19 protein-coding genes and 4 pseudogenes are annotated in these 21,596 nt (G+C 67.1%); 14 read left to right on the top strand and 9 right to left on the bottom strand.

Features of this window, described 5'->3' with window-relative positions; translation table 11 throughout:
• Window positions 1-28: 28 nt before the first annotated feature.
• The 4 genes and pseudogenes from AB0D46_RS24920 to glpX form a co-directional block, all read right to left on the bottom strand.
• Window positions 29-1,327: an ATP-grasp domain-containing protein gene (locus tag AB0D46_RS24920; RefSeq protein WP_362880539.1), complete on the bottom strand. Its 1,299-nt coding sequence runs from the start codon at window positions 1,325-1,327 to the stop codon at window positions 29-31.
• Between the two features lie 4 nt (window positions 1,328-1,331).
• Window positions 1,332-2,561, bottom strand: coding sequence for an ATP-grasp domain-containing protein (locus AB0D46_RS24915; RefSeq protein ID WP_362880538.1), 1,230 nt, complete (start codon window positions 2,559-2,561; stop codon window positions 1,332-1,334).
• Window positions 2,558-4,921 (bottom strand): xanthine dehydrogenase subunit D, encoded by a 2,364-nt coding sequence (pucD, locus tag AB0D46_RS24910; RefSeq protein ID WP_362880536.1) that lies wholly within the window; start codon window positions 4,919-4,921, stop codon window positions 2,558-2,560. The genes AB0D46_RS24915 and pucD overlap by 4 nt, the downstream gene beginning before the upstream one ends.
• A gap of 92 nt (window positions 4,922-5,013) precedes the next feature.
• A pseudogene (glpX, locus tag AB0D46_RS24905) lies at window positions 5,014-5,971 on the bottom strand (class II fructose-bisphosphatase).
• A 724-nt stretch (window positions 5,972-6,695) separates the two neighbouring features.
• Between glpX and AB0D46_RS24900 the strand changes: the two are divergent.
• The 3 genes from AB0D46_RS24900 to AB0D46_RS24890 all read left to right on the top strand — a co-directional run bounded on the left by AB0D46_RS24900 (window position 6,696) and on the right by AB0D46_RS24890 (window position 10,879).
• Entirely contained in the window at window positions 6,696-8,174 is a 1,479-nt protein-coding gene (locus AB0D46_RS24900) for a radical SAM protein (RefSeq protein ID WP_362880534.1), read from the top strand.
• A gap of 204 nt (window positions 8,175-8,378) precedes the next feature.
• Entirely contained in the window at window positions 8,379-9,815 is a 1,437-nt protein-coding gene (locus tag AB0D46_RS24895; RefSeq protein WP_362880532.1) for a GuaB1 family IMP dehydrogenase-related protein, read from the top strand.
• Between the two features lie 17 nt (window positions 9,816-9,832).
• Window positions 9,833-10,879, top strand: a complete 1,047-nt coding sequence (locus tag AB0D46_RS24890) for a helix-turn-helix transcriptional regulator (RefSeq protein WP_362880530.1) — start codon at window positions 9,833-9,835, stop codon at window positions 10,877-10,879.
• A 118-nt stretch (window positions 10,880-10,997) separates the two neighbouring features.
• On the opposite strand, the gene AB0D46_RS24885 is transcribed toward AB0D46_RS24890, so the two are convergent.
• Window positions 10,998-11,282 (bottom strand): hypothetical protein, encoded by a 285-nt coding sequence (locus tag AB0D46_RS24885; RefSeq protein WP_362880528.1) that lies wholly within the window; start codon window positions 11,280-11,282, stop codon window positions 10,998-11,000.
• Window positions 11,283-11,339: 57 nt separating this feature from the next.
• Window positions 11,340-11,498 (bottom strand): hypothetical protein, encoded by a 159-nt coding sequence (locus AB0D46_RS24880; RefSeq protein ID WP_362880527.1) that lies wholly within the window; start codon window positions 11,496-11,498, stop codon window positions 11,340-11,342.
• Between the two features lie 449 nt (window positions 11,499-11,947).
• On the opposite strand from AB0D46_RS24880, the gene AB0D46_RS24875 reads away from it, so the two are divergent.
• From AB0D46_RS24875 to AB0D46_RS24825, 11 genes and pseudogenes are all read left to right on the top strand, one after another.
• The gene (locus AB0D46_RS24875) at window positions 11,948-13,045 is read left to right on the top strand and encodes a DUF1152 domain-containing protein (protein ID WP_362880525.1); all 1,098 of its coding nucleotides are present in this window, start codon (window positions 11,948-11,950) and stop codon (window positions 13,043-13,045) included.
• Between the two features lie 11 nt (window positions 13,046-13,056).
• Window positions 13,057-13,377: pseudogene (locus AB0D46_RS24870) on the top strand (transposase family protein); the annotation flags it as partial.
• Between the two features lie 136 nt (window positions 13,378-13,513).
• Window positions 13,514-14,071: a ferredoxin gene (locus AB0D46_RS24865; RefSeq protein ID WP_362880523.1), complete on the top strand. Its 558-nt coding sequence runs from the start codon at window positions 13,514-13,516 to the stop codon at window positions 14,069-14,071.
• 58 nt (window positions 14,072-14,129) lie between these two features.
• Window positions 14,130-14,606, top strand: a complete 477-nt coding sequence (locus AB0D46_RS24860; protein ID WP_362880521.1) for a winged helix-turn-helix domain-containing protein — start codon at window positions 14,130-14,132, stop codon at window positions 14,604-14,606.
• Window positions 14,603-15,139: a transposase gene (locus tag AB0D46_RS24855; protein WP_266791566.1), complete on the top strand. Its 537-nt coding sequence runs from the start codon at window positions 14,603-14,605 to the stop codon at window positions 15,137-15,139. Before AB0D46_RS24860 ends, AB0D46_RS24855 begins: the two co-directional genes overlap by 4 nt.
• 30 nt (window positions 15,140-15,169) lie before the next feature.
• Window positions 15,170-15,610: a hypothetical protein gene (locus tag AB0D46_RS24850; protein ID WP_362880519.1), complete on the top strand. Its 441-nt coding sequence runs from the start codon at window positions 15,170-15,172 to the stop codon at window positions 15,608-15,610.
• A gap of 134 nt (window positions 15,611-15,744) precedes the next feature.
• Window positions 15,745-16,164: pseudogene (locus tag AB0D46_RS24845) on the top strand (transposase); the annotation flags it as partial.
• Between the two features lie 104 nt (window positions 16,165-16,268).
• Window positions 16,269-16,853, top strand: coding sequence for a S1 RNA-binding domain-containing protein (locus AB0D46_RS24840; protein WP_362880518.1), 585 nt, complete (start codon window positions 16,269-16,271; stop codon window positions 16,851-16,853).
• A gap of 31 nt (window positions 16,854-16,884) precedes the next feature.
• Window positions 16,885-17,426: pseudogene (locus AB0D46_RS24835) on the top strand (IS5 family transposase); the annotation flags it as partial.
• Between the two features lie 92 nt (window positions 17,427-17,518).
• Window positions 17,519-19,177, top strand: coding sequence for an aminoglycoside phosphotransferase family protein (locus tag AB0D46_RS24830; RefSeq protein ID WP_362880516.1), 1,659 nt, complete (start codon window positions 17,519-17,521; stop codon window positions 19,175-19,177).
• Between the two features lie 38 nt (window positions 19,178-19,215).
• Window positions 19,216-19,974: an HAD family hydrolase gene (locus tag AB0D46_RS24825; protein WP_362880514.1), complete on the top strand. Its 759-nt coding sequence runs from the start codon at window positions 19,216-19,218 to the stop codon at window positions 19,972-19,974.
• Window positions 19,975-20,053: 79 nt separating this feature from the next.
• Here the strand turns inward: AB0D46_RS24825 and AB0D46_RS24820 are convergent, their stop codons facing one another.
• The 3 genes from AB0D46_RS24820 to AB0D46_RS24810 all read right to left on the bottom strand — a co-directional run bounded on the left by AB0D46_RS24820 (window position 20,054) and on the right by AB0D46_RS24810 (window position 21,442).
• Entirely contained in the window at window positions 20,054-20,362 is a 309-nt protein-coding gene (locus AB0D46_RS24820; RefSeq protein WP_362880513.1) for a DUF4913 domain-containing protein, read from the bottom strand.
• A gap of 105 nt (window positions 20,363-20,467) precedes the next feature.
• Window positions 20,468-20,650 (bottom strand): hypothetical protein, encoded by a 183-nt coding sequence (locus AB0D46_RS24815; RefSeq protein WP_362880511.1) that lies wholly within the window; start codon window positions 20,648-20,650, stop codon window positions 20,468-20,470.
• 57 nt (window positions 20,651-20,707) lie between these two features.
• Window positions 20,708-21,442 carry a DUF317 domain-containing protein gene (locus tag AB0D46_RS24810; RefSeq protein ID WP_362880509.1) on the bottom strand — a complete coding sequence of 245 codons (735 nt, stop codon included), beginning with the start codon at window positions 21,440-21,442 and terminating at the stop codon, window positions 20,708-20,710.
• Window positions 21,443-21,596: the final 154 nt, after the last annotated feature.

Raw genomic sequence — 21,596 nt, 5'->3', positions numbered from 1 at the left:
GGGGACGGCGGGCCGCCGGGGCTGGGCGTCAGCGGACGGCCTGTGCGGACGGGCTCGTGAGCAGCTGCTTGAGCTGCTGGGCCATGTCCGCCGAGAGCACGTCGTACTTGGCGTTCAGCGAGGCCATGGACTCCAGGAAGGCATCCTCGGACCCGTACTCGCACGTGGCTATCATCAGTCCGCCGTATTCCTTGCCGTCGACCACGAGCGTCGGAGTCACCTGGACCACGTCCACCTGAGCCGCGGCAGCGGCGGTGAACGCGTCGGTGACGTTGTTCACCGGGAACTCGAGGGACCAGCGGCGGCGTTCCAGCACCGGTTCCGGCTGTGGCCCCCACGTTCCGAGGAGGATGTCGGTCATGGCCAGATAGCTGTTGCGCCCGGAGGCGGCAATGCCCAGAGCGGTCGCGCCCGAGACACGCGGGTTGATCTCCAGCACGTAGTAGGTGCCGCCGCTGTAGATGATGTCCAGGTTGATCACGCCGGTGATTTCCATGCCGGCACACAGCTTCTTCAGCTTCTCGGCCACCGGCAGGAACGCTGCGTCGTCGGCTGCGCGCGGCGCTGAGGAGCGCAGTTCCCAGAAAGCGAAGGTCGGCTCGCCGCCGGTCGGCCCGGTGAAGCACAGCGGCTGCACAGCGTACTTGCCGTCGGCGCCGACCAGCTCCACGGTGCACAGCTCGCCCGCGATGCACTGCTCCATGACGAAGTTGCCCTCGTCGGGGTCGGCCAGGTACTCCTCCAGGCCGGCCCGGTCCCGGATGAACCGAATGCCGTTGCCAGAGCTGCCCCAGACCGCCTTGGTCAGCAGCGGATAGCCGATCTGCTCGGCCTTCCAGCGGATGATGTCGGCATACACGGGGATGTCCTCGCCGCCGTTTTTCAGCAACGTGCCGTCGATGAGCATGCCGGCGGGGGTGTCCAGGCCGTAGTCGGCGAGGATCTTCTTGGTTTCCCACTTGTCAGCCAACAGCCGGCCCGGCTCCAGGCCGTTGGTGACCATGGGGATCCCATGCGTGGCCAGTTTCTCCTTGACCACTGCGTCGCGCAGTCCGGCCTCGTCGGGGAAGGAGAGGGAGACCACGCCGTCGGCGCCCCAGGCCAGGATCCGCTCGACGATCTCGTCGGGGCGGGCGTTGTCGGGGAGCTTCTCCCAGCTGCCGCCGGGGAAGTCCTGCGCTCCGCACTCGCCGTCGGTGAAGAAGATCCGTGCCTGGGTGGTGCCGTCGGCGGTGACGGTGCGGGAGATCTCAGGGATGTACGGTCCGGCGCGCGAGATGGGGATGGACCGGATGTAGGCGATGCGCTTGATGTCCGACTCGGTCATGTGACTACTCCAGTTCGACGGTGAGGTTGGCGACGGCGGCGTCGGCCGCCTTGTTGACCTTTTCGGGGGTGCGGGCGCGGAGCATCACGTATCCGACGCGGCCGTCGTTGTCGCCGGGACCGCGTACCTCGTCGTGTGGGTTCGGGTAGACGGCGATGCGGTGCACCTGCGGGGACCGGACCAGGCCGTCGATGCTCTTGAAGCGGCCGGCCCTGGGCGGGACGAAGAAGCGGATGGCCGCGGCCTCGTCCTTGGTCGGTGTCAGCTCGGGTGTGATGCCGAGGGCAACCTGGATGAACGCCCGGGCCTCGTTCACGCCGCTGGCCAGCCGGATCAGCTCCGGGACCCGGTCGCCGGGCAGCCGGGCACCGACCTCGATGATCTTCGCGTGGCCCCCGGGAAGCAGCTTGAGTTCGGTGTGCGCGACGCCGTCGGTGATGCCGAGGGCCCTGACCGCGGCAATGGTCGTGTCGTACAGCGTCCGGGTGTCCTCGTCACTGAGCGCGGCGGGCACCGTCTGGCCGGTCTCGGCCCGGAACACCCCGTCGGTGGTGAACTTCTGCACCACTGTCAGCGGAATCACCCGGCCCTGGTATGCCACGCTCTCGACGCTGTATTCGACACCGCCGACGTACTCCTGGATGAGGACGGTGGTGTCCAGGGGGAAGCCATGCGGGGACTCGAACGGCCATCCCTGCGCGCCTGCGAAGGCAGCCGGGAACTCGTCCGGCCCGTCGACCACCGACACTCCCCAGGAGCCGGCCTGTTCGGCAGGCTTGACGACGACCGGGTACTCCAGGCCGCTCGCGGCGAGCGCGGAAATGGCCGACTCCAGGTCCGCTGCCAGGAGAGTGCGCGGTGCCGGTACTCCGTGTTCCTCGAACAGGCCCGCCATCACCCGCTTGTTGCGGCAGCCCGCGGCGCGCTCCGGATCGTTGCCCGGGAGACCGAGTTCGGCGGAGAGCCGGGCGGCGAGCGGGGTCAGGAACTCCCAACAGCCGACCACTGCGTCGATCCCTTCGGCGCGGGCGTACGCGGCCAGATCCTTCAGAGCACCGTCCTGGTCCGAGAAATCCGTGAAGACCGTAGCGGCGATCTTCTGCTTCAGGGCTGGGGAGTAGCTCTCGTAGATCTCCCGGTGAGTGGCGACGACGACTTCCACACCGAGTTCACGGCCGGCGTCGAGGAGGTCCTCCGCGGATCCCATCGCCTCGATGAGTAGTACTTTCCTCATGCCTGTTCTCCAGTGATCATGTCGGGTGTGGAATCGCCCAGGGCTATGTCGTGCGGCCGCAGGGGGATACGGGTCAGTGCGAGGCCGGTGGCAGCGCGGACTGCCGCGACGATGGCGGGAGTGGCCGAGAGAGTGGGGGCCTCGCCGGCGCCGCGGACCCCGTAGGGGGAGTGCGGGTCGGGATGCTCGACGATGTCGAGCTTCATCCGTGGCACGTCCAGGGCGGTGGGAATCAGGTAGTCGGTGAAGGAGGCGTTTTGGACGAGGCCGTCCTCGACGAGGATCTCCTCCATCAGCGCCAGGCCCAGACCCTGGGCGGAACCGCCGTGCATCTGGCCCTCGAGCCCGTCGCAGTTGATGATCCGGCCGACGTCCTGCACCGCGTCGAGAGCCACCACACGGACCAGCCCGAGTTCGGCGTCCACGTCGACCACGGCCCGGTGCAGGCACATGATCAGCTGGACGTGCGAGTCACCGAGGCCGGTGAGCGGGTCCACCGCACTGGTGGGGCGGTGGTGGTACTCCCGGGTGACGTCGACCCTCTCGCCCTCCAGGACATCCGCGAGGTCCGCAAGGACGCCATCGAGCCCGGACACCAGCTTGCCATCCGAGAGGGAGAGGTCGCCTGCGGCCCGGGGTGGCAGCCCCAGACATCGCACGGCCAGTGCGAACAGTTCGTCTAGGGCCGCCTCGCAGGCGGCTTTCACCGCACCGCCGGTCATATAGGTCTGACGGGAGGCGGAGCTGCCGCCGGCGTCGCCGACGCTGGTGTCCGCGGGTTGCAGCACGATCCGTTCGATGCCGAGCTCGGTACGGGCGATCTGTGCCTCGACGGTGAGGAGGCCTTGACCGACCTCGGCGGCGGAGGTGTGCAGGTAGGCGGTCGGCTGGCCGTCGGCCAGGGCCAGGACGACGCGGGCGGTGGAGTAGTCGTCGTCACCGCCCGAGAAGCAGGCGTTCTTCATGCCGGCGCCGTAGCCGATGCCGCGTACGACGCTGTCGGCGCGAGTGGAGCCGGACAGCCCGCCGGGCAGGTCCCGGGGGTCGGCTTCCGCCGGGAGTGGTGCGGGCAACGGGATCGACTCGATGCGGTCGAGGAGTTCGCTGAACGGCTGCGGACCGTCGACCACTTGCCCATTGGCGATCCGGGAACCCGGTCCGATGGCGTTGATCCGGCGGATCTCCAGCGGCGACAGGCTGAGCTCGGAGGCGAGCCGGTCCATCATCGACTCATAGGCGAAGCAGCCCTGTACTCCGCCAAAGCCCCGCATCGCGCCGCAGGGAGGGTTGTTGGTGTACACGCCGTACACGTCCACGGCGATGTTCGGAATCTCGTACGGGCCCAGGCACAGGGAGGATCCGATGCCGACCACGCCGGGGGTGGCGGAGGTGTAGGCGCCGCCGTCGAAGATGATGTCGACGTCCGCGTAGACGAGCTTGCCGTCGCGGGTGGCTCCGTACTCGTAGCTGAGCCGGGCGGGATGGCGGTGTACGTGGCCGACGAACGATTCGTCCCGCCGGTAGGACATTTTCACCGGCCGCGCGGTGGCCAGGGCCAGCAGCGCCATGTGGATCTGTACGGAGATGTCTTCGCGTCCCCCGAAGGCTCCGCCCACCCCGGCCAGGACCAGGCGGACACCGTTTTCCGGGAGGTCCAGCACCGGCACGACCTGCCGCTTGTCGTGGTGCAGCCACTGCGTGGAGACGTACAGGTCGAGGCCACCATCTGCGTCGGGGACCGCCATGCCGGATTCGGGCCCGAGGAAGGCCTGGTCCTGCATGCCGATCTCGAAATCAGCGGTGATGACAACGAGGTCGTCCCGGGTGCGAGCCGTGCCGGTGTCGCCGAACCGGATCGGCTGGTGTCGGACCAGGTTGCCCCCGGGATGCAGATGCGGCTGGTCGGGGTCGAAGGCGGCGAGCCGGGGATCGGTTAGCGGCCTTCGCACCTCGAAGTCCACCTCGATCAGCGCCAGCGCACGGCGGGCCGTCTCGGGGTGGTCGGCGGCCACGAGCGCGATGGGCTCGCCCTCGTAGCGCACCTCGTCGATCGCCAAGACCGGCTGGTCACGGCGTTCCAGGCCGTAGTACTTGCGGCCCGGGACGTCCTCGTGGGTGAGGACCGCGAAGACGCCGGGCAGGGCCCGGGCCCTGCCCGTGCTCAGGGAAAGTATCCGGGCGCTGGGGTGGGGGCTGCGCAGTGTGGCGCCCCAGAGCATGCCGTCGGCGGATAGGTCCGAGGAGTACGCGAAGGTCCCGTCGACCTTTTGGTGGCCGTCCGGTCGTCGGGGGCGGCCGCCGATGCCGATCGTCTGGCGCACGGTGACCGCATCGGGGGCACCCACAGGGGTGGAGCTCATGGAATACCTCATCCACGGAGTTGGCGGCTCGGATCTGCGCATGGTGCGCACACCCCGCGGGCACAGGGCGCCCGGAGGTGACAAGGGAGGAATCAGAGCCGGTGCTCGGAGTCGATCTGTCGCAAGGTGCCCGTCTTCGCGCGCATCACGAGAGAACGGGTTGTGGCGGTGCTGGCGCCGAAGCGCACGCCGTCCAGCAGTTCGCCCCTGGTGATGCCTGTCGCGGCGACGAACACGTTGTCGCCCTTACCAGATCGTCGGTGGTGAGGACGCGCTGCAGGTCATGGCCGGCGTCCTTGGCACGCTGCCGTTCGTCCGCACTCATGGGGTGCAGGCGGGTCTGGATGACGCCCCCCAGGCATTTGACGGCGCAGGCGGCGATGATTCCTTCGGGTGCCCCCCGGTTCCCAGCAGCAGGTCGGCGCCCGGGCCTTCGCGGGCGGCGAGTACGGCGCCGGCTACGTCCCCGTCGGCGATCAGCCTGACGCGGGCGCCGGCCGCCCGGATGCTGCGGATGAGGCCCTGGTGGCGGGGCCGGTCCAGTACGACGACGGTGAGCTGTTGCGGGGTGCGTGCCTTGGCACGGGCGACACGGCGGATGTTGACCGAGACCGGTGCGTTGATGTCGACGAACTCTGAGGCCTCGGGTCCGGTGACGAGCTTGTCCATGTGGTAGACGGCGCCCGTTCCCATCGCTGTCAGGGACGTTCCATCGACCGGGTCGACGGCCACGTCGCAGGCGGGGCCGGTGCCGTCGCCCATCGTCTCTCCGTTGAAGAGCATGGGAGCCTTGTCCTTCTCTCCCTCGCCGATGACGACTACACCGTTCATCGAGACGGTGGCGAGCAAGGCGCGCATCGCCTGTACGGCAGCGGCGTCCGCGCCGTTCTTGTCTCCTCGGCCCGCGCATCGTGCGGCTGCCATCGCTCCGGCTTCGGTTGCACGGACCAGCTCAAGTGCGAGATTGCGGCCCGCTGTTGGCGCGGGGGCGCCTAATGGGTGGGTCGGTTGCTCGGGTCCTGCAGGCGGGGTGTTCCGCCATCTGGGCATGGCTGTGGTGCTCATGTGCTGTAAGGGCTCTCTTCTATGCCGGTCAGGCAGGTTCCGCCGCGCCCCTCAGGGGCAGTACCGGTGGATCGCCACGGTCGGTCATGGTTGAACGATCATCAGCAACAGACTGGGTGCTGCCGGGACGGGTCTTCGCCGCGAGCCGGTGCCTGCAAGGCACAGGGCTGTGGGTGCGGCGGCCGGGGGAGTTGCTAGCGCCGGGTTCCGTTTCGCGCCGGTCTTCCAGCCGGCCGAGCGCTCGACTGTGCCGCCTGACGTCTGGTCCGATGCGGCCTTGCACGGTGTCCCTGACGATTCGTCAAACTGGAACAGGACATGCCGGTTGGGATTTGAAGCCTCATAGCGAACCCCCCGTGGTTCTGTGCATGAGCCGATGACGCTAGCCGCAGATGTGGCTCTCGATCGCCTTTGAAACCGCGCTATCTCAGTCACCGAGACGGCCTTGTTGTATCCTCCAATTCGATCCGCGAGACAGCTTTCTGCTTTGTAGTTTTCAACCCTATCGGACGACGTGGGATTACCCATCTACTTGATGGTGCGTCCAGCCCGGGCCTTCCTTCAGCGCCGCAGTAGCGCGAATGACCCAGGGCCTCTTCTTTGGATCGCATTGCCATGGGGGTGCCACTCCCCGGGGGCATGGCCACTTCCGCTTTCCCTTCTCTCGGGCAGCAGCCGGTAGCACCTACCGCAGGAGTCCGGCCCGTGGATGTGCCGCGTCCCGACCTCGCACACTGCAGCAAAGGATTTCCACGTGAGTGCGATCCGCGATGAACTCGCCAGCCACATAAAGCAGGGAGTTATTCCGCCTTTCAACTATGCATATCCGTCGCGCAGCGCATACCGACCCCTCAACGGTGCATGGAACATCAAGGACATCTGGGATGAGGACCTGAAACGCCATCCCATCCCGGAGCTCAACCTCTACCTCCATGTGCCGTTCTGTCGGTACAAGTGCGGTTTCTGCAACCTTTACACCGTGATCTCTGAGGACATGGACGTCTATGACGCCTACATGGACGCCCTGTGTACGCAGATCCGCGATCACGCCGAAATCATCCAGGCCCGCCGTCTGCGCACGATCTACATCGGCGGCGGCACGCCCAGCCTCCTGAGCCCCAAGCACTTCGAACAGCTCTTCGCCACCTTCGACGAGGTCTACCCGAACTGGCGCTCCACGGTGGAGGAAGTGGCCATTGAGGCCACTCCGGACTCCATCGTCAAGGAACCCGGCACCCTGGAAGCCCTCATCGCGATGGGTCTCACCCGCGCGAACATCGGCATCCAATCGCTGGTTCCGGCCGAGATCCGCGAGGCCGGCCGCGGCCAGGCCAACGAGCAGGTGATCCGCAGGGCTATCGAGATCACTCGCGAGAAGCAGCTGCCGAACCTCAGCACTGACCTCATCATGGGCTTCGCCGGCCAGAGTCCGGAGAGCTGGCGGCACTCCGTGGACGAGCTGACGGCCCTCGCGCCCGAGACCATCAGCACGTACTTCCTGACAGTGCGGCCCGACGCCTGGTTCTCCAAGACCGGCTCGTACCAGTACATGTGGAATCCGGACCTCTACGAGCGTTACGACTACGCGAATGCCAAGTTCCGTGAGGCCGGATACATCCAGGAGTCGAACGTCCGCTACAAGAAGCTCGGCCGCGGCGGGTACCAGCAGAAGGTGCTCACCTTCCACGGCGTTCCGCTGCTGGGGCTAGGGGCTGGAGCCCGCAGCTATACCAGCTCGGTCGACTACATGGTCGGCAGTGTCAAGCCCAGCCTCACCGAGGTCGCGGACTACATCCACAAGGCACGCAAGCACGAGCTGACCCCGCAGACCGGCTTCGTCCTGGACGACGAGGAGATCATCCGCAAGCGCCTGGTCCTGGACACCTTCGACCTGGACCTGCACGAGCTGGACCGGTTCGGATACCGGGAGAAGGCCCACCTCTTCGAGCCCGTGCTTGCCGCAGGCGAAGAACTGGGACTGCTACGCCGTCTGCCGACCGACCGCATCCAGCTCACTGCGGACGGCTTCAAGTACCGCGACATCCTCTCCTGGATGTTCTTCTCCAAGAACGTCATCGAACTCGACCGCGAGTACTACGAGAAGCTGCACCAGCAGAACAAGCGGGCACAGAAGCACATGGGCGGAGAGCCCATCCGCATCTCCGGTCTGAAGACCACCGCAGTCTGATATGCCGGTCGGCCACCCGTCCCGACACCCCCTCATGAAGTGAGGGTGCGTCCACCCTGATTCGGGAACATCTGATCCACCGCTGCCTCGGTCCATTCCGGTACCCCCTTCCCGGGATGCGCCGGGGCAGCGGTGGATCATGCACGCCTTAGGCGGCCCGTATTCCGTTTACTCATTCGCTCACACGACGGACCAGGTAATTCCATGCGCTTCCTCTCGGACCATCCCATTCCGTACGACCTGACGTACAACGATCTCTTCATGGTTCCCAACCACTCGGCCGTGGGTTCCCGTCTGTCGGTGGACCTGTCGAGTTCCGACGGAACAGGAACGACTATTCCACTTGTTGTCGCCAACATGACGGCGGTGGCCGGCAGGCGAATGGCGGAAACCGTGGCACGCCGCGGCGGCATCTGTGTGATACCACAGGACATTCCCGCCGAGTACGTGGCCGAGGTCGTCTCCTGGGTCAAGAGCCGACATCTGGTGCATGACACCCCGGTGGCTCTCACCCCGGAGGCCACCGTGGGAGAGGCCCTGTCGCTGCTCCCCAAGCGGGCACACGGCGCCGTCATCGTCGTAGAGGCCGACCGGCCCGTTGGTATCGCCACCGAATCCGATCTCCAGGGAGTGGACCGGTTCACCCAGCTGCGTGAGGTCATGTCCTCCGAACTCCTCACACTGCCCGATGACATCCAGCCGCGCGACGCGTTCAACCTGCTCCACGAGAGCCGCCACCGGCTGGCTCCCGTGACCGACAGCGACGGCAGGCTCAGCGGCATCATCACCCGCGCGGGTGCATTGCGCGCCACCGCATACCGACCCGCGGTGGACGCCGGCGGCCGACTACGGATCGCCGCCGCGGTCGGCATCAACGGGGATGTGACCCTGAAGGCCAAGCGACTGCTGGACGCGGGGGTGGACGTCCTCGTCGTCGACACCGCCCACGGCCACCAGGAAAAGACCCTGGACGCACTCCGAGCGGTACGCGCCCTGCGCCCGCAGGTACCCGTCGTCGCGGGCAACGTGGTCACCGCCGCCGGTGTGCGCGACCTCGTCGCCGCGGGCGCCGACATCGTCAAGGTGGGAGTGGGCCCTGGCGCGATGTGCACCACCCGGATGATGACGGGCGTCGGCAGGCCTCAGTTCTCCGCCGTCCTCGAGTGCGCCGAGCAGGCCCGGGAACTGGGCAAGCACGTATGGGCCGACGGTGGGGTACGCCACCCCCGGGACATCGCCCTCGCCCTGGCCGCCGGTGCCTCCAACGTGATGATCGGCTCGTGGTTCGCCGGGACACACGAATCGCCGGGCGACATTCACCTCGACCTGGACGGCCGCCGCTACAAGGAGAACTTCGGCATGGCATCAGCCCGGGCTGTGGGTCACCGCACCGCCGAGGAGTCTTCCTTCGACCGCGCTAGGAAGGCGTTGTTCGACGAGGGCATTTCCACTTCCCGCATGTACCTCGACCCGAAGACTCCCGGGGTCGAGGACATCATCGACGAGATTGTGGCCGGGGTCCGCAGCTCATGCACGTACGCGGGCTCGGCCACGCTCGACGAGTTCCGCGAACGCGCCGTCGTCGGTGTCCAGAGCGCGGCCGGATACGCGGAGGGCAAGCCCCTGCATACCAGCTGGTAGCAGGCGGACCGGCCGCCTTGGCCGGTCGTGTCTTCTGGAAGGAGATCGCTTTGTTGAGTGCGCTTGGCCTCGACAGCGAGGCCGAGACCGTCTACCGCACCATGTTGTCCCACCCGGGCCTGGGCATTTCGGGCATCGCATCGGAACTGGGAGTCTCAACCGATCGGATCCGCCGGGTGTTCGACGATCTGGCCCGTATGGCGCTGATAGCCCAGGGAAGCGGTGCAGGGTCCAGCGGATACGCGGTGAGTCCCGATGTCGGCCTGACCAGCCTGCTGGCCAAGCAAGAGGAGGAGTTGGCGGAACGCCAGAAGGATCTGGCTGTCACGAAGGGAACCGTCGCCCGGATCCTCGCTGACTGGGATCAGTTGCAGACGACCCGGCGCCGTCCGGATGTCGACCAGTGGAACGGGATCGAGGAGATCCGGTACAGGATCGGCGAGCTGGCCCGTGTGTGCAAGGGAGAGCTCATGGCCTTTGCGAACGGCGGACCGCAGACCGTACGGACCATGGAGGCCAGCAAACCACTGGATCGGGAGCATCTGGAGCGTGGTGTGCAGATGCGCACCGTCTATCTCGCCAGCATCGTCAACTCGACTGCGACCGTTGAGTACGCGCGATGGCTGGTGTCGATGGGTGGGTCGGTGCGGACGAGCACCTCGCTCCCGATGAGGATGACGATCTACGACCGTCAGACCGCCGTCGTACCAACAGACCCCGACAACGCCACGGTCGGGGCACTCGTCCTGCGTGGATCCGGCCTGGTGGCAGCGTTGTGTGCACTGTTCGAGCACGTCTGGCAGGAAGCCACTCCGATGGACGCGCACAGCCAGAAGCACTCTGGTTCCGGGCTGGCGAGACAGGCCCATGCCGTACTCGGACTGCTGGCCCAAGGGCACACGGATGACGTGGTGGCCCGCAAGTTGGGGGTCTCGGTACGCACCGCTCGGCGGATCACCGCCGAGCTCATGGATCATCTCGGCGCCCGGAGCCGGTTTCAAGCGGGAGTCATCGCCGGCGAGCGCGGCTGGCTCCAGGGAGGGAACAAACCGCCACACCACTAATAGTTGAGGGGCAATAAAAGAACCAAGACGCAACGTGTGCAATGAACTCGTGCCTGCGGCTGGACCCCGTGTCCGGTCGGAGGCACGTTTTCGTCTTTCCGCGCAGACTGATCCGCTGTCACCGGACCGGTGCGGCGCCGGGGCTCAGCAGCACACGCTCGGCCAATACGGGGACCAGGTCCGCACCACAGCGCCGGACATCCCAGCCGGTCAGCTGTCGCGCGCCTGCCAGGCAGCGGCGCGCGAGCTGTTCAGCCGCAACCTCCGCGAGTGCCAGCCGGGGCCTGAGGAAGAACATCACCAGATCCGCGCCCCGCACATCGCACGAAGCGTAGATGTGTTCCAGACCGTCGAGCGGGTCGGCATGCACCCAGAACAGGTCCGACAGCAGAGACGCGCTCATCGGTGACGCACCTGAGCTGCGACCGGCGCCAAGGCGCACCGTAACGATGTACACGGATCAGCCCCAGCCATTGGTGAGCTTGATGGCGTTCGCGGGGGTCGAAGTCGCGGCCTCGGCGGCCTGCGCGGTGCCGGCCGAGACGGTGAGGGAGACGATCAGCGCGAGCAGGGCGGCGGTCACGGTGCGGCGGGCGGAAAAGGCGCCGTTTTTGTTCATCGAAATTCCCTTTCAACATGTAGCACAGGAAACAGCGTGTTGCTCTGATCGAGTTTCGGAGCGGCCTTTTTTATGAGCCGCTCCTGATGCATTGAATTCTTGCCCATCGAGCCCACCATGTCAGCAATCTGAGCTGTCAGGGTCCTGCAATGGCAGTCTTCTGCCTCGCCCGGTTCCGCTCGCGGAGTCCGCCACTCCAGCAACTTCGCAGGTCAGATGGGGTAGGCGCCGGGCAGCGGGCCGGTGTCGACAGTCATCCGCCCCGAGCATTGCGTCACTCCACCGCGTGCCGGACACTCCTCGAACTGCAGGGTCCTGCCGGCGCAGGAACCTGACATCGACTCGCATCGACTTTTCCCGTTTCACGGACGAGACTCGCTGGCATCGGAAAGAGCGGCCTCGAATTACCGGAATCGGTGACTCGGACTACTTACTAAAGAGGAAAAGCCATGACTCAGCTTTTGATTGCTGCGGGCGGCGGCGGCGACGTTATCGGGACGACGCTCGTGCACAGTGCACTCCACGGCGACGAACCCGCCGTGGTGCTCAGCTACTCGTGGGAGCGCCTGGTGGTCGACCCGATTCCCGGCCCTCGTTCGGACCGCGACTTCTCCGGCCTGGGCGCCCTGACCCCCCACCTCACGGAAATCACCGCACGCAGTACCCCCATCGCGCCGGCCGGGTCCACCCTCCCCCGACTGGCCGCCGAGCTCCCCATCACGCTGGGCCTGTTGAACCCGTACGGTGGAGTACGGGGGCTGGCTCGCCAGATCGCGCAAGCAGCACAGCGGTACGGGGCCTCAGAGGTGAAGGTCGTCGACATCGGCGGCGACGTCTTCGCGCGGGGTGACGAGCCCACGCTGCTGAGCCCGCTCCCGGACGCCCTGGTGATGGCCGCGTGCGCCACCGCCGGGGTCAACGCCAACCTGTACCTCGCCGGCCCTGGGCTGGACTGCGAGATCCCCGAGCAAGATCTGCTGCCCGCCATGGGCGACGACTGGTTCGCGCTGACCGACCTTGACACCCACAGCGTGGACCACGTCTTCAACTGGCACCCGTCCGAGGCCAGCGCGCTGCTGGCAGCTGCCGCGCGTGGACTGCGCGGCAGCTGCGTCGTCCGCGACACCGGGCTCCCGGTCAACCTCACCGATGCCAGCGCCAGGGTCTACCGGATCAGCACAGAGCGAGTCCTCCAGCGCAACAGGCTTGCCCGGGAGCTGTACCTCTCGGGCAACGGAAGTCTAAAGGCCGCCGAGCAGATCAGTCTCGACGTCTGCGGCTTCTCCGAGCTCCAGCGGGAACGCGACCGCGCACTTCGACTGCACGAGGCCGGTTCCCCCGACGGCTCGGTCGAAGAGGCCCTGCGCCGCATAGACACTTGGCTGGAGCGGCTGCAAGAGCAGCACCAGCAGGCCCGCTACGTTACCTACAGGGCCGCCGCCGAAGGTCTGGGCCTGACCGGCGGCGCTGCTCGTCGGCTGCGCGATCGGCTGATCGTCGAACGGCCTCGTCAGTACGCGGCTCCGTTGCTGTCTCTGCCAGGCTAAGAACTCCTACAGTACGTGAAAGAGGACGGTCCCATCAGCGAGGAAGCGAGCGCATCCGGGCTCGCGGAGCCGGCGCCAAGGACAAGCTGACCACCGCGGATCGAGTCCTGGCCGGCGTTCTCTACCTGCGCCAACTCGGAACCCGAGACCTGATCGCCCAGCTCTTCGGCGTCAACGGCAGCACCATCACCCGGGCCGTTCACCACATCCAGCCCCTACTCGCCGACCACGGCTACACCGTTCGACCCTCGACAGCCAGGTTCCGCACACCCGCCGACGTCACCGCGTTCCTCACGAACAGCAACACCACGGAGATCACGTCAGCATGTTGATTCTCTGCGAGCCCTTGGCTGCTGGAGACGTCATGACGAAGGCGGGTCGGCGGGCGCCGCCCCGGCTCCACCCTGCCGAGATGACTAGACCAGGGCGCTTCTTTCACATCTTGCCGGACGCTGGCACCCTGCCGCTGTGGAAACCTACTTCGATCCCGTGCCCCTCCTCGGTGACGCGCGCATGTCGTTCCGTGGTGAGTGGGCGGACCGGAAGTGGATGAACGTCCCGGGCCCGTTCTACGGTGCCGACACCGACAACTGCGGTACCGGCCGGATCCACGCACCGGAACTTGTGCTCTACGAAGTCAGGTATTTCGCCGAGTACGTCTACCGTCAGCCGCGGACGACGGAAGAGCTCTGGCAGCGGGTCGGTGCTGCAGAGGACGATCCGATGATGGGCTACGGCTACGGCTACGGCTACGGCTGCGACGGTGACGTGCACTGGACACCGACAGCTGTCCGGGAGTGGTGGCGCGACCGGGGCCGCATCCGGGAATACCTGGCAATTCAACGCCGCAGGTTCGAGGCCGATGACGTGAAGTCGGGGCAGCGCACGCCGGCTGCCGCCCGCGACTACGCCGCGTACCTCGCCGGCGACCTCGTCCCGCACCTGCGTGCCTACCTCTTCTGGCTCGAGGACGGCGCTCACCGACGCCGACAGAGGTGCTCCCGCAGCTGTAGGGGCTGTTACTGAGCTTTGCGGGTTGTCGTCGGGGAGTGACGGTTCATGATCCCTGCGGTATGCCGGTGATATGCGTTATCCGGAGGGTGGGGGCCTGACCGCTGAGCGTCGGGCGTTTCGTGAGGGGATCCGGCTTCAGGCCGGTGGGCGGTTCGCGGCGGGTGAGAAGACCGCGGTGATCGGCATGGAGGCCTTGCGCTCCGCGGGCCCGGCGAACTCCCCGACCATCACCGATGCCCAATTCGCCGCGCTGGAGGAAGAACTCGGCACGGGCCCCTCAGCGCAGGGCTTCGACGATGAGCGGTGGACGCTTGCCCGGGTCCAGACGGTGATCCGCCGTCGGCTGCAAGTGACTCTCTCGGTGCCGACGGTGTGGCGGCTGCTGAAACGGCACGGCTGGTCCTGGCAGGCACCCGCCCGCAGAGCACTCGAACATGACGAGCACGCGGTCGAGCTGTGGAAGAAGGAGGTGTGGCCAAAGGTAAAAGCCTCGCGGCGGCCTCCGGGGCATGGATCGTCTTCGAGGACGAGGCCGGATTCTCCATGACGCCGCCCCGCGCCCGCACCTGGGGCCGGCGCGGACACACCCCCGTCATCCGCGTCCGCGGCCGCTCCCGCCGCCGGACCTCGGTCGCCGCACTGTGCTGCTACAAACCCGGCGAGAAGAGCCGTCTCATCCACCGTCCCCGCAACCATCTCCTGCTCAAGGGCGCCCGCAAGAGCTTCTCCTGGCAGGACTATCGCGACCTGCTGGTGAGGGCCCATATTCAGCTCGGCGGCCCCATCGTGGTGGTCTGGGACAATCTCAACACCCACCTGGCCGCCGGGCTGAAACGCTACGAGGCCGAACACGACTGGCTCACCACCATCCGCCTCCCGGCATACGCACCAGACCTGAACCCGGTTGAAGCCGTCTGGTCTCTCGTGCGCAGAGCCACGGCCAACACCGCCTTCGACACCCCCGACGACCTCGACCGCAAACTCCGCCGCGAGTTACGCAGAATCCAGCTCCGACCCCACCTCATCGACGGCTGCCTCACCGCCACCGGCCTGGCTATCAACCCACCGACCCCGCCCTGAAATCCTCAGTAATGCGGGGAGCTGCTTCAGGTGCCGACCCCGGCCACGATGCCCCCGGCCGGCGCGGACGGACTTCCGTACATCGACGTCGCCACCCTCATCGGCACCATCGTTGCCGACCAGGTCGAAGTCACCCTCGACGACGGCATCGACTACCTCATCGCCGACCTGGCCGGCGACCCGCTGTGGCAGAACCAACCGCCCACCATCGACCCCAACCTCTATATTCTGGCCGGTTTCGACCACTGCCACCTCGACATCGTCCGCGTCTACCTCGACCACGACCACCGCACCATCGGCATCGACCTCGCCGACACCACCCGTGAACCCCGCACCGTCGGCTGGTGGGCCTCCACCAAACTCGCCGCCCTCCTACGCCCCGAGGACACCACCACCCTCGCCGCCCACCAGGTGCACGCCGCAACCGACCCCCTGTGCGATGCCATCTACGACCTCACCCCCTGGGCCTGACCGACACCACGGGCCGACTGCGCACCGTGACCCTGCGCCCCGACCAGGCCCGATACGTCGCCAAGCACCTCACCGCGGCTGATCCCGGGCACCTACGGGCCGGCGTGAAGTTCACAACCGCGTGGAGTGCGTACCGACCCGCTCGCCTGACCCGCACGCAGCTACAGGCCGCGCTCAAGCGGGCCGGCGGTTGGCGGGGTATCGCAGCCGAAGCCGAGCGGCTCCACGAGGTCTTCCGGGCCGACTGGGTCCATCAGCCGTCGCTGGTCGAGGACGCGCTCGGTAAGCAGATGCTCACCCTCTTGGTCCAGCTGGAGGCCGCCTGCACCGCCACCGACAACCTGGCCGAGGCGGTCGAGGAGGTGTTCCCTCAGCACCCGGAAGCTGAGGCCATCCTCAGCTTCCCCGGCCTCGGCACCCAGCTCGGCGCCCGGGTACTCGCCGAGATCGGCGACGACCGGCACCGCTTCGCCGACGCCCGCGGCCTCAAGGCATACGCCGGCGCCTCGCCCATCACCCGGGCCTCCGGCAAGAAATCCAGCATCACCCGCCGCTAGGACCTGTCCGGCCGATCATGGTTCCGGTTGCTGGGGCACGGCGGGGCTTCAGTCTGTCGAGGTCATGGTCGGCCCGCGATGTCGTGTGCCAGGGTGACGGTATGGATTGGCAGTCTGAGAGCCCGGAACTCTGGGCGTTCCTGGAGTCCCTGCACTGTGGCGACATCTTGTCCGGCACTGTTGCGGCAATCGAGCGGTTCGGGGTCTTCGTGGCCCTGGACGACGGGCCTGCCCACCCGCTCTTCCCCGGTGTCGGGTTCATCGTCATCCCCGAACTGTCATGGCGGCACATCGACGCCCCCACCGATGTCGTTCAGGTAGGCCAGCGTGTTTCGTGCGAGTTCCTCCAGTTCGACACCTACAACGCGGAGGCCAGACTGTCCTTGAGAGCACTGGAGTCCGACCCCCTCCGGGCTTTCGCCGACTGCACAGCGGTGGGCCAGGAACTCCGTGGGACGGTGGAGAAGGTGCTTCCCTTCGGCATCATCGTCGGCCTCGGGGATGGGATCGCCGGGCTGGTCCCCAGCAGGGAAGGCCCCGGTCGGCCTGCGGTGAGTCCGGTGGAAGACTTCGAGGCCGGCGAGAAGGTCACCGTCGTCGTCACGGAAATCGACCTGCCGACCCGCCGGGTTCTCCTCTCCAGGCCGAAGGTCGCCCGGTGCGAGGGTGTCGTGCCGGTCACGTGACGGCCGGTATGTCCCAGCCGTTGAATGGAGCATGGGGCGGGGTGATCTGAGTGATGCCGAGTGGGAACGGCTGCGGCCATTCCTGCCGGTCAGCAATGGGCGTTGTGGCCGGTGGCGGGATCACCGGCCGGTGATCGACGGGATCCTGCACCGGGTGCGGACCGGGGTTCAGTGGCGTGACCTGCCCGAACGGTTCGGTCCATGGAAGACCGTCTATGAACGCCACGGCCTGTGGTCGGCCGACGGCACCTGGGAACGTCTCCTCCAGCAGGTCCAGGCCGCGGCCGACGCCGCAGGCGAGATCGACTGGGACATCTCGGTCGACTCCACCATCGTGCGGGCGCATCAGCATGCGGCGGGCGCTCGCACCGACCCACCGCCGACGCCCGGCTTAAAGGGGGCCGAGGAGCCAGAACATCAGGACGAAGTGCCGTGGCACAGTCTGCACGCCCGCCTGGTGGAGGTGGTGCTGGAGGCGAGGGCCTGGGCCGCTCGCGCGGCGGGTTCACCAGCAAGCTCCACCTGAGCGCGGACGGCCGCTGCCGTCCGCTGTCCCTCATCGTCACACCAGGTCAGCGAGCTTTCGAGCGCGGACCGCTGCCGCCGCCGGCCGGCGCTGGGCCCCGCTCGTGACAGGCGAGTACGTTCCCACTCTCGCCGTGTGCGTGCCATCCGACCGGGTACACGAGTTCAACGACTATCTGCGCGGCGTACCGATGGATTTCGACGGCGACGACGATGTCCTCGGCGAGTTCAGGGACGCATACCGAATCTCCGGCTACCAGATCGTGCCGCACCTCGTCGAGCACGACGACGGAGACAGTCTCAGTGGCTGCGCCGTCCAAGGCCCACGTCGATCCGCCTGCTACTTGCCTGATGTACCGAACCCGGATGAATGGCTCCGGCAGACACCGCCAGAGAAATACGGCGCCGTCCCGTTCGTGCACTTCCGGGAGGGAAGCACGCGGATCGAGTTCCGGGACGGGGCGGAGAACGGTGGCTCTGTCATCCACCTCGACTGGGCCACCGCGTGCCGACGTCTGGGCATCGGCATCGGCGCCGCCCTGACCGCTTCGCGAACCGCGCTGATCCGACGGCCGTCCACCGCGGCCGACACCGCCGATCGACAGCTCTGGGAACAGGTCGCTCAGGACTTCGCCATCGCCTGCTTCCTTCTCGGCTGGACCTCCGAAGAACTCGCCGCGATCGAATCCACCCAGCCTCGGGCTGACTTCGGGCGGGCGCGGCCGCTGGACGAGGCACTGACGGTCCGTTGGGCCCGTACGGGTCTCCCCCAAAGCACTCCGCCTGTCCGTCACCGAACAGGACGTCCAGTGGTTGGCAACACTCGGCCGAGCCATGCTCACCCAGGGCAGAGTGCGATACAGGCGCAGGCGTCTGCCTACGGTGCCGCAACGACGGAGGAGCCCCAGACGATGAACGACAGCAACGCAGCTTCAGGGACAACTGGTGGCGGGAGCTCCGCCAGAGCCGAAGCCCTCCCAAGCCAAGTGGCCGCCTGCCTTTCTGCGTGGGACCTCGAACTCGAACCCGAGCAGTTCACGCTCACCTTCAACTATGTATGTCCGGCGACGCGATCGGGGCACGAACCGGTCGTACTCAAGGTCAGCCCTCCCGACTCCATTGAGTACCACCGCGAACTTGCAGTCCTCGACGCGTACGGTGGACACGGCAGCGTGCGGGTACTCGAACGTGACCCTGCTCTGGGAGCCGTCCTTCTTGAGCGCCTACTGCCCGGCACCACGCTCACCGAGTTGTTTCCGCACCACGAGCACCGGGCGAACGACATCGCGGCGAAGGTACTGGCGCAGCTGTGGCGGCGCGTACCGCCCGCTGGACTTCCCGATGTCCTGACCTGGGGAGAGGCACTGCTCCGCCCGGAACGGCTGCCCGCCGGAGCGATCGCGGAGTATCGGCTGGCCCACGCCCGGCAGTGCTACACCGAACTCGCCGCCTCGGGGGACGAGGAGGTACTGCTGCACGGCGACTTGCATCACGGAAACATCCTCTTGTCCCCGCGTGGTTGGCTGGCGATTGATCCCAAAGGCCTCGTCGGCGAGCGTGCGTTCGACCTTGGAGCGCTGCTGCGCAACCCGGCACCGACGCTGATCCGCACGCCCGATGTCCGGGCTCTCCTCAGCCTCCGCATCGACCAGATGTCGGAAAAACTGGGCCTGGACCGAGCCCGAGTCCGTTCCTGGGCCTACGCCCAGGCCGTGCTCTCCGCCTGCTGGGCCGTGGAGGACGACGATTCGGAGTGGGTCGGCTACGCCTTGGCCTGCGCCGAGCTGCTGGCACCCTGACTGCTGCTTCCCAGTAAGAGACTCGTGAGAGAGGTTCCATGCACGCCGCAGTGGCGCACACTCGCCCCTTCGTTCTCTTCGACCTGGACGGCACGCTCGTACGCCCCGGGTCAGGTCTGCAACGCGCTCACATGGGTGCCATGCGAGAAGCCGTGGCTGAGCTCTGTGACGGAGTCGAAGACTTCCGCTACGCCGACGGGGATCTGTGGTACCGAGAGACCAACCTCTCGGGTTTCACCGATGCCGGCACCATCGCTGCCATGCTGCGGATCCACGGCGCTCCCGACAGCGACGCCATGGTGGCCGAGGCGATCGACCTCATGCTGCGTCGGTTGGGCGGGCACCTAGACCTCATGGAACCCGGTTCCTACGTCGACGAGGGGCTGCCTGGGGCGACCGAGCTCGTCAGGAACGTCCACGCAGCCGGCATTGCTGCAGGGCTGAGCACTGGCAACGCACGCGAGGTGGCCAGCTGGAAGGTGGACCGACTCGGGCTGACGGCTGTGCTGCGGACCGGTGGATTTGGCGACAGTGCACGCGATCGACGACTTCTCGTGGCGCATGGGGCCGCCGCGTTCGGCGCCCCCAGTGCGAACGGACTCGTCATCGGCGACACCGTCGATGACATCAGGGCAGCTCATGCCAACAGCCTGCCCTGCTTGGCCGTCGCCACCGGCGCCTACGCGGTCGAGGAGTTGCGTGCGGCCGGCGCGGATCTGGTGGTACCGAACCTCACCCACGAGGACACGCTCCCCATGATCACGGACTTCATCGGCCTGGGCTCGTTGCAGCGCTGAGTGGCTGCGAGCCCGGAGATTCACCTCGGCTGGTCTGTCGTGAACCGCGTGGGGTGAGACGAGGCCCCGACCGTCCCGGTCACACGCCGCGGCTCCACGTACTGGGGACGAGGCTGGGCATGCGGTGGTCGATCTGGTGCTCGCCCTTGTTGCACCTGGCGAAGAGGCCGTTCGGGGCGTGGAGTTCTCGGATGCAGGGGTCGAGGTGGTCGCGGTGCCATGTGCTGAGGCCGGTGTATCCGCAGGTGGCGGCGTCGGTGAGTTCCTGCCAGGCGAGCCAGCAGGCGTGGAGAGGGGCGATGGCGACGGGTGCTCGGACCACGCGGGGGCACCAGCGGGTGTCGGCGCTCGGTTCGCCGAGGTAGCAGGGGACAAGGACTCCTTCCACCCACTCGATCAGGGCGCGGAGTTCGTCGTCGTAATGGGGTGGGTCGAGTAGAAGGATGAACGGCGGGTCGGGACAGCCCCTCGGCGTTCGAGACGCGTCTTGGAGTCATTCGGCAGCAAGGTGGTTGGCGAGGCGCAGCGCGTCGATGGCCACGGACAGCGCGGCGTGCAGACCGATGGTCTCCAGCAGAGTGGGGTGGACGACCGGGGTCCAGTCCCCGTGAAGGCTCGGCCACGTGGCGAGGGTGACGTCCGCTGAGGCCAGGCCGAGGTAGGCGGTGACGTCCATCCCACCCTATGCCTCCAGGCGTACGCGGTGCTCTCGTCCGCTCCGTGCCCCGATGCGTCAGCGAGCCGGTTCCCACGACCTGGGTGTCCGCGCAAGACCGCGCTCCTCTTCGTCCGGGCGTTGGGTGACATTGCCGAGGAGCAAGGGCGGGCCCGGAGGGCTCTTCGCGCCCGCCGCGAACTGCGAGCGTGACCAGCGGTTCACACGTCGGCCCAGTCGCTCGGCAAGGTAGACAGCGCCGTTCGGGCCGCTGATCTCGATGACGTGACCGATGCGGTGGGTCTGGGGCCAGTCCGGGTTGATGGCCAAGTACGCGGGGAGACCCGGGTCGACTGCCTGGAGCTGGTGGATCAGTTGGCGAACGGTGATCTCGCGAGGCAAGAGAGACTCCTGAGTTGGTGAAGGAGGCGGCGTAGGTCGGACGCAGGCGCAGTGGCGGTTGGGGAAGGCGATGAGTGCCGCGAGGAACCCGGCGACGGCCTGGGCCGGGACGCTCGACCCGAAGGTCTGGCTCCAAGCCACCCGTCCGTCGGCTTCTTTGACCTGGATGTGCCACAACTCGCCGCGCTCCGCCTCCTTGGTTTCGGGGAGGAACCCGACGTACACACGCTGGTCGGGGCTGGAGCAGTGGACATTGGCGGCGAGGTCGGGGATGACGTCCCACCCCCGGCCTTTGAGGAGGTCTACGACCGGGCCCGCACAGTGGCAGTCGAGCAGCCACTCGCGGTCGCCGAGCGCCGAGTGACGAAGTGCGGCGGGGACATGGTACGGGGCTGTGGCGGTAAGCGTCACGAACAGCAAACCCTTCGTTGACCTGTGGTTTTTCGAAGCGGTCGTACGTTGACATGGTCGAGGAGTAGGTCTCCAGTCCTTCCCAGAGGTAGGCGTCTGCCGTGGGCGAACTGGCTACGGCAGCGCCCGCATGTGACCACTCGAAGGAATGGAT

The sequence above is a fragment of the Streptomyces sp. NPDC048383 genome (assembly GCF_040651775.1).
GTDB lineage: Bacteria > Actinomycetota > Actinomycetes > Streptomycetales > Streptomycetaceae > Streptomyces.
Note: the sequence above shows the minus strand (reverse complement) of the source record. Positions and strands in the feature narration are given on the sequence as shown.

Excerpts from the sequence above, each read along its gene's own strand:
- AB0D46_RS24815 (WP_362880511.1), bottom strand. The coding sequence starts at position 20,650 with ATGGACGTCACCGCCTACCTCGGCCTGGCCTCAGCGGACGTCACCCTC.
- AB0D46_RS24855 (WP_266791566.1), top strand. The coding sequence starts at position 14,603 with ATGACGCCGCCCCGCGCCCGCACCTGGGGCCGGCGCGGACACACCCCC.
- AB0D46_RS24875 (WP_362880525.1), top strand. The coding sequence starts at position 11,948 with ATGACTCAGCTTTTGATTGCTGCGGGCGGCGGCGGCGACGTTATCGGG.
- AB0D46_RS24825 (WP_362880514.1), top strand. The coding sequence starts at position 19,216 with ATGCACGCCGCAGTGGCGCACACTCGCCCCTTCGTTCTCTTCGACCTG.
- AB0D46_RS24840 (WP_362880518.1), top strand. The coding sequence starts at position 16,269 with ATGGATTGGCAGTCTGAGAGCCCGGAACTCTGGGCGTTCCTGGAGTCC.
- pucD (WP_362880536.1), bottom strand. The coding sequence starts at position 4,921 with ATGAGCTCCACCCCTGTGGGTGCCCCCGATGCGGTCACCGTGCGCCAG.
- AB0D46_RS24860 (WP_362880521.1), top strand. The coding sequence starts at position 14,130 with ATGCGTTATCCGGAGGGTGGGGGCCTGACCGCTGAGCGTCGGGCGTTT.
- AB0D46_RS24915 (WP_362880538.1), bottom strand. The coding sequence starts at position 2,561 with ATGAGGAAAGTACTACTCATCGAGGCGATGGGATCCGCGGAGGACCTC.
- AB0D46_RS24880 (WP_362880527.1), bottom strand. The coding sequence starts at position 11,498 with ATGAACAAAAACGGCGCCTTTTCCGCCCGCCGCACCGTGACCGCCGCC.
- AB0D46_RS24900 (WP_362880534.1), top strand. The coding sequence starts at position 6,696 with ATGTGCCGCGTCCCGACCTCGCACACTGCAGCAAAGGATTTCCACGTG.
- AB0D46_RS24895 (WP_362880532.1), top strand. The coding sequence starts at position 8,379 with ATGCGCTTCCTCTCGGACCATCCCATTCCGTACGACCTGACGTACAAC.
- AB0D46_RS24885 (WP_362880528.1), bottom strand. The coding sequence starts at position 11,282 with ATGAGCGCGTCTCTGCTGTCGGACCTGTTCTGGGTGCATGCCGACCCG.
- AB0D46_RS24920 (WP_362880539.1), bottom strand. The coding sequence starts at position 1,327 with ATGACCGAGTCGGACATCAAGCGCATCGCCTACATCCGGTCCATCCCC.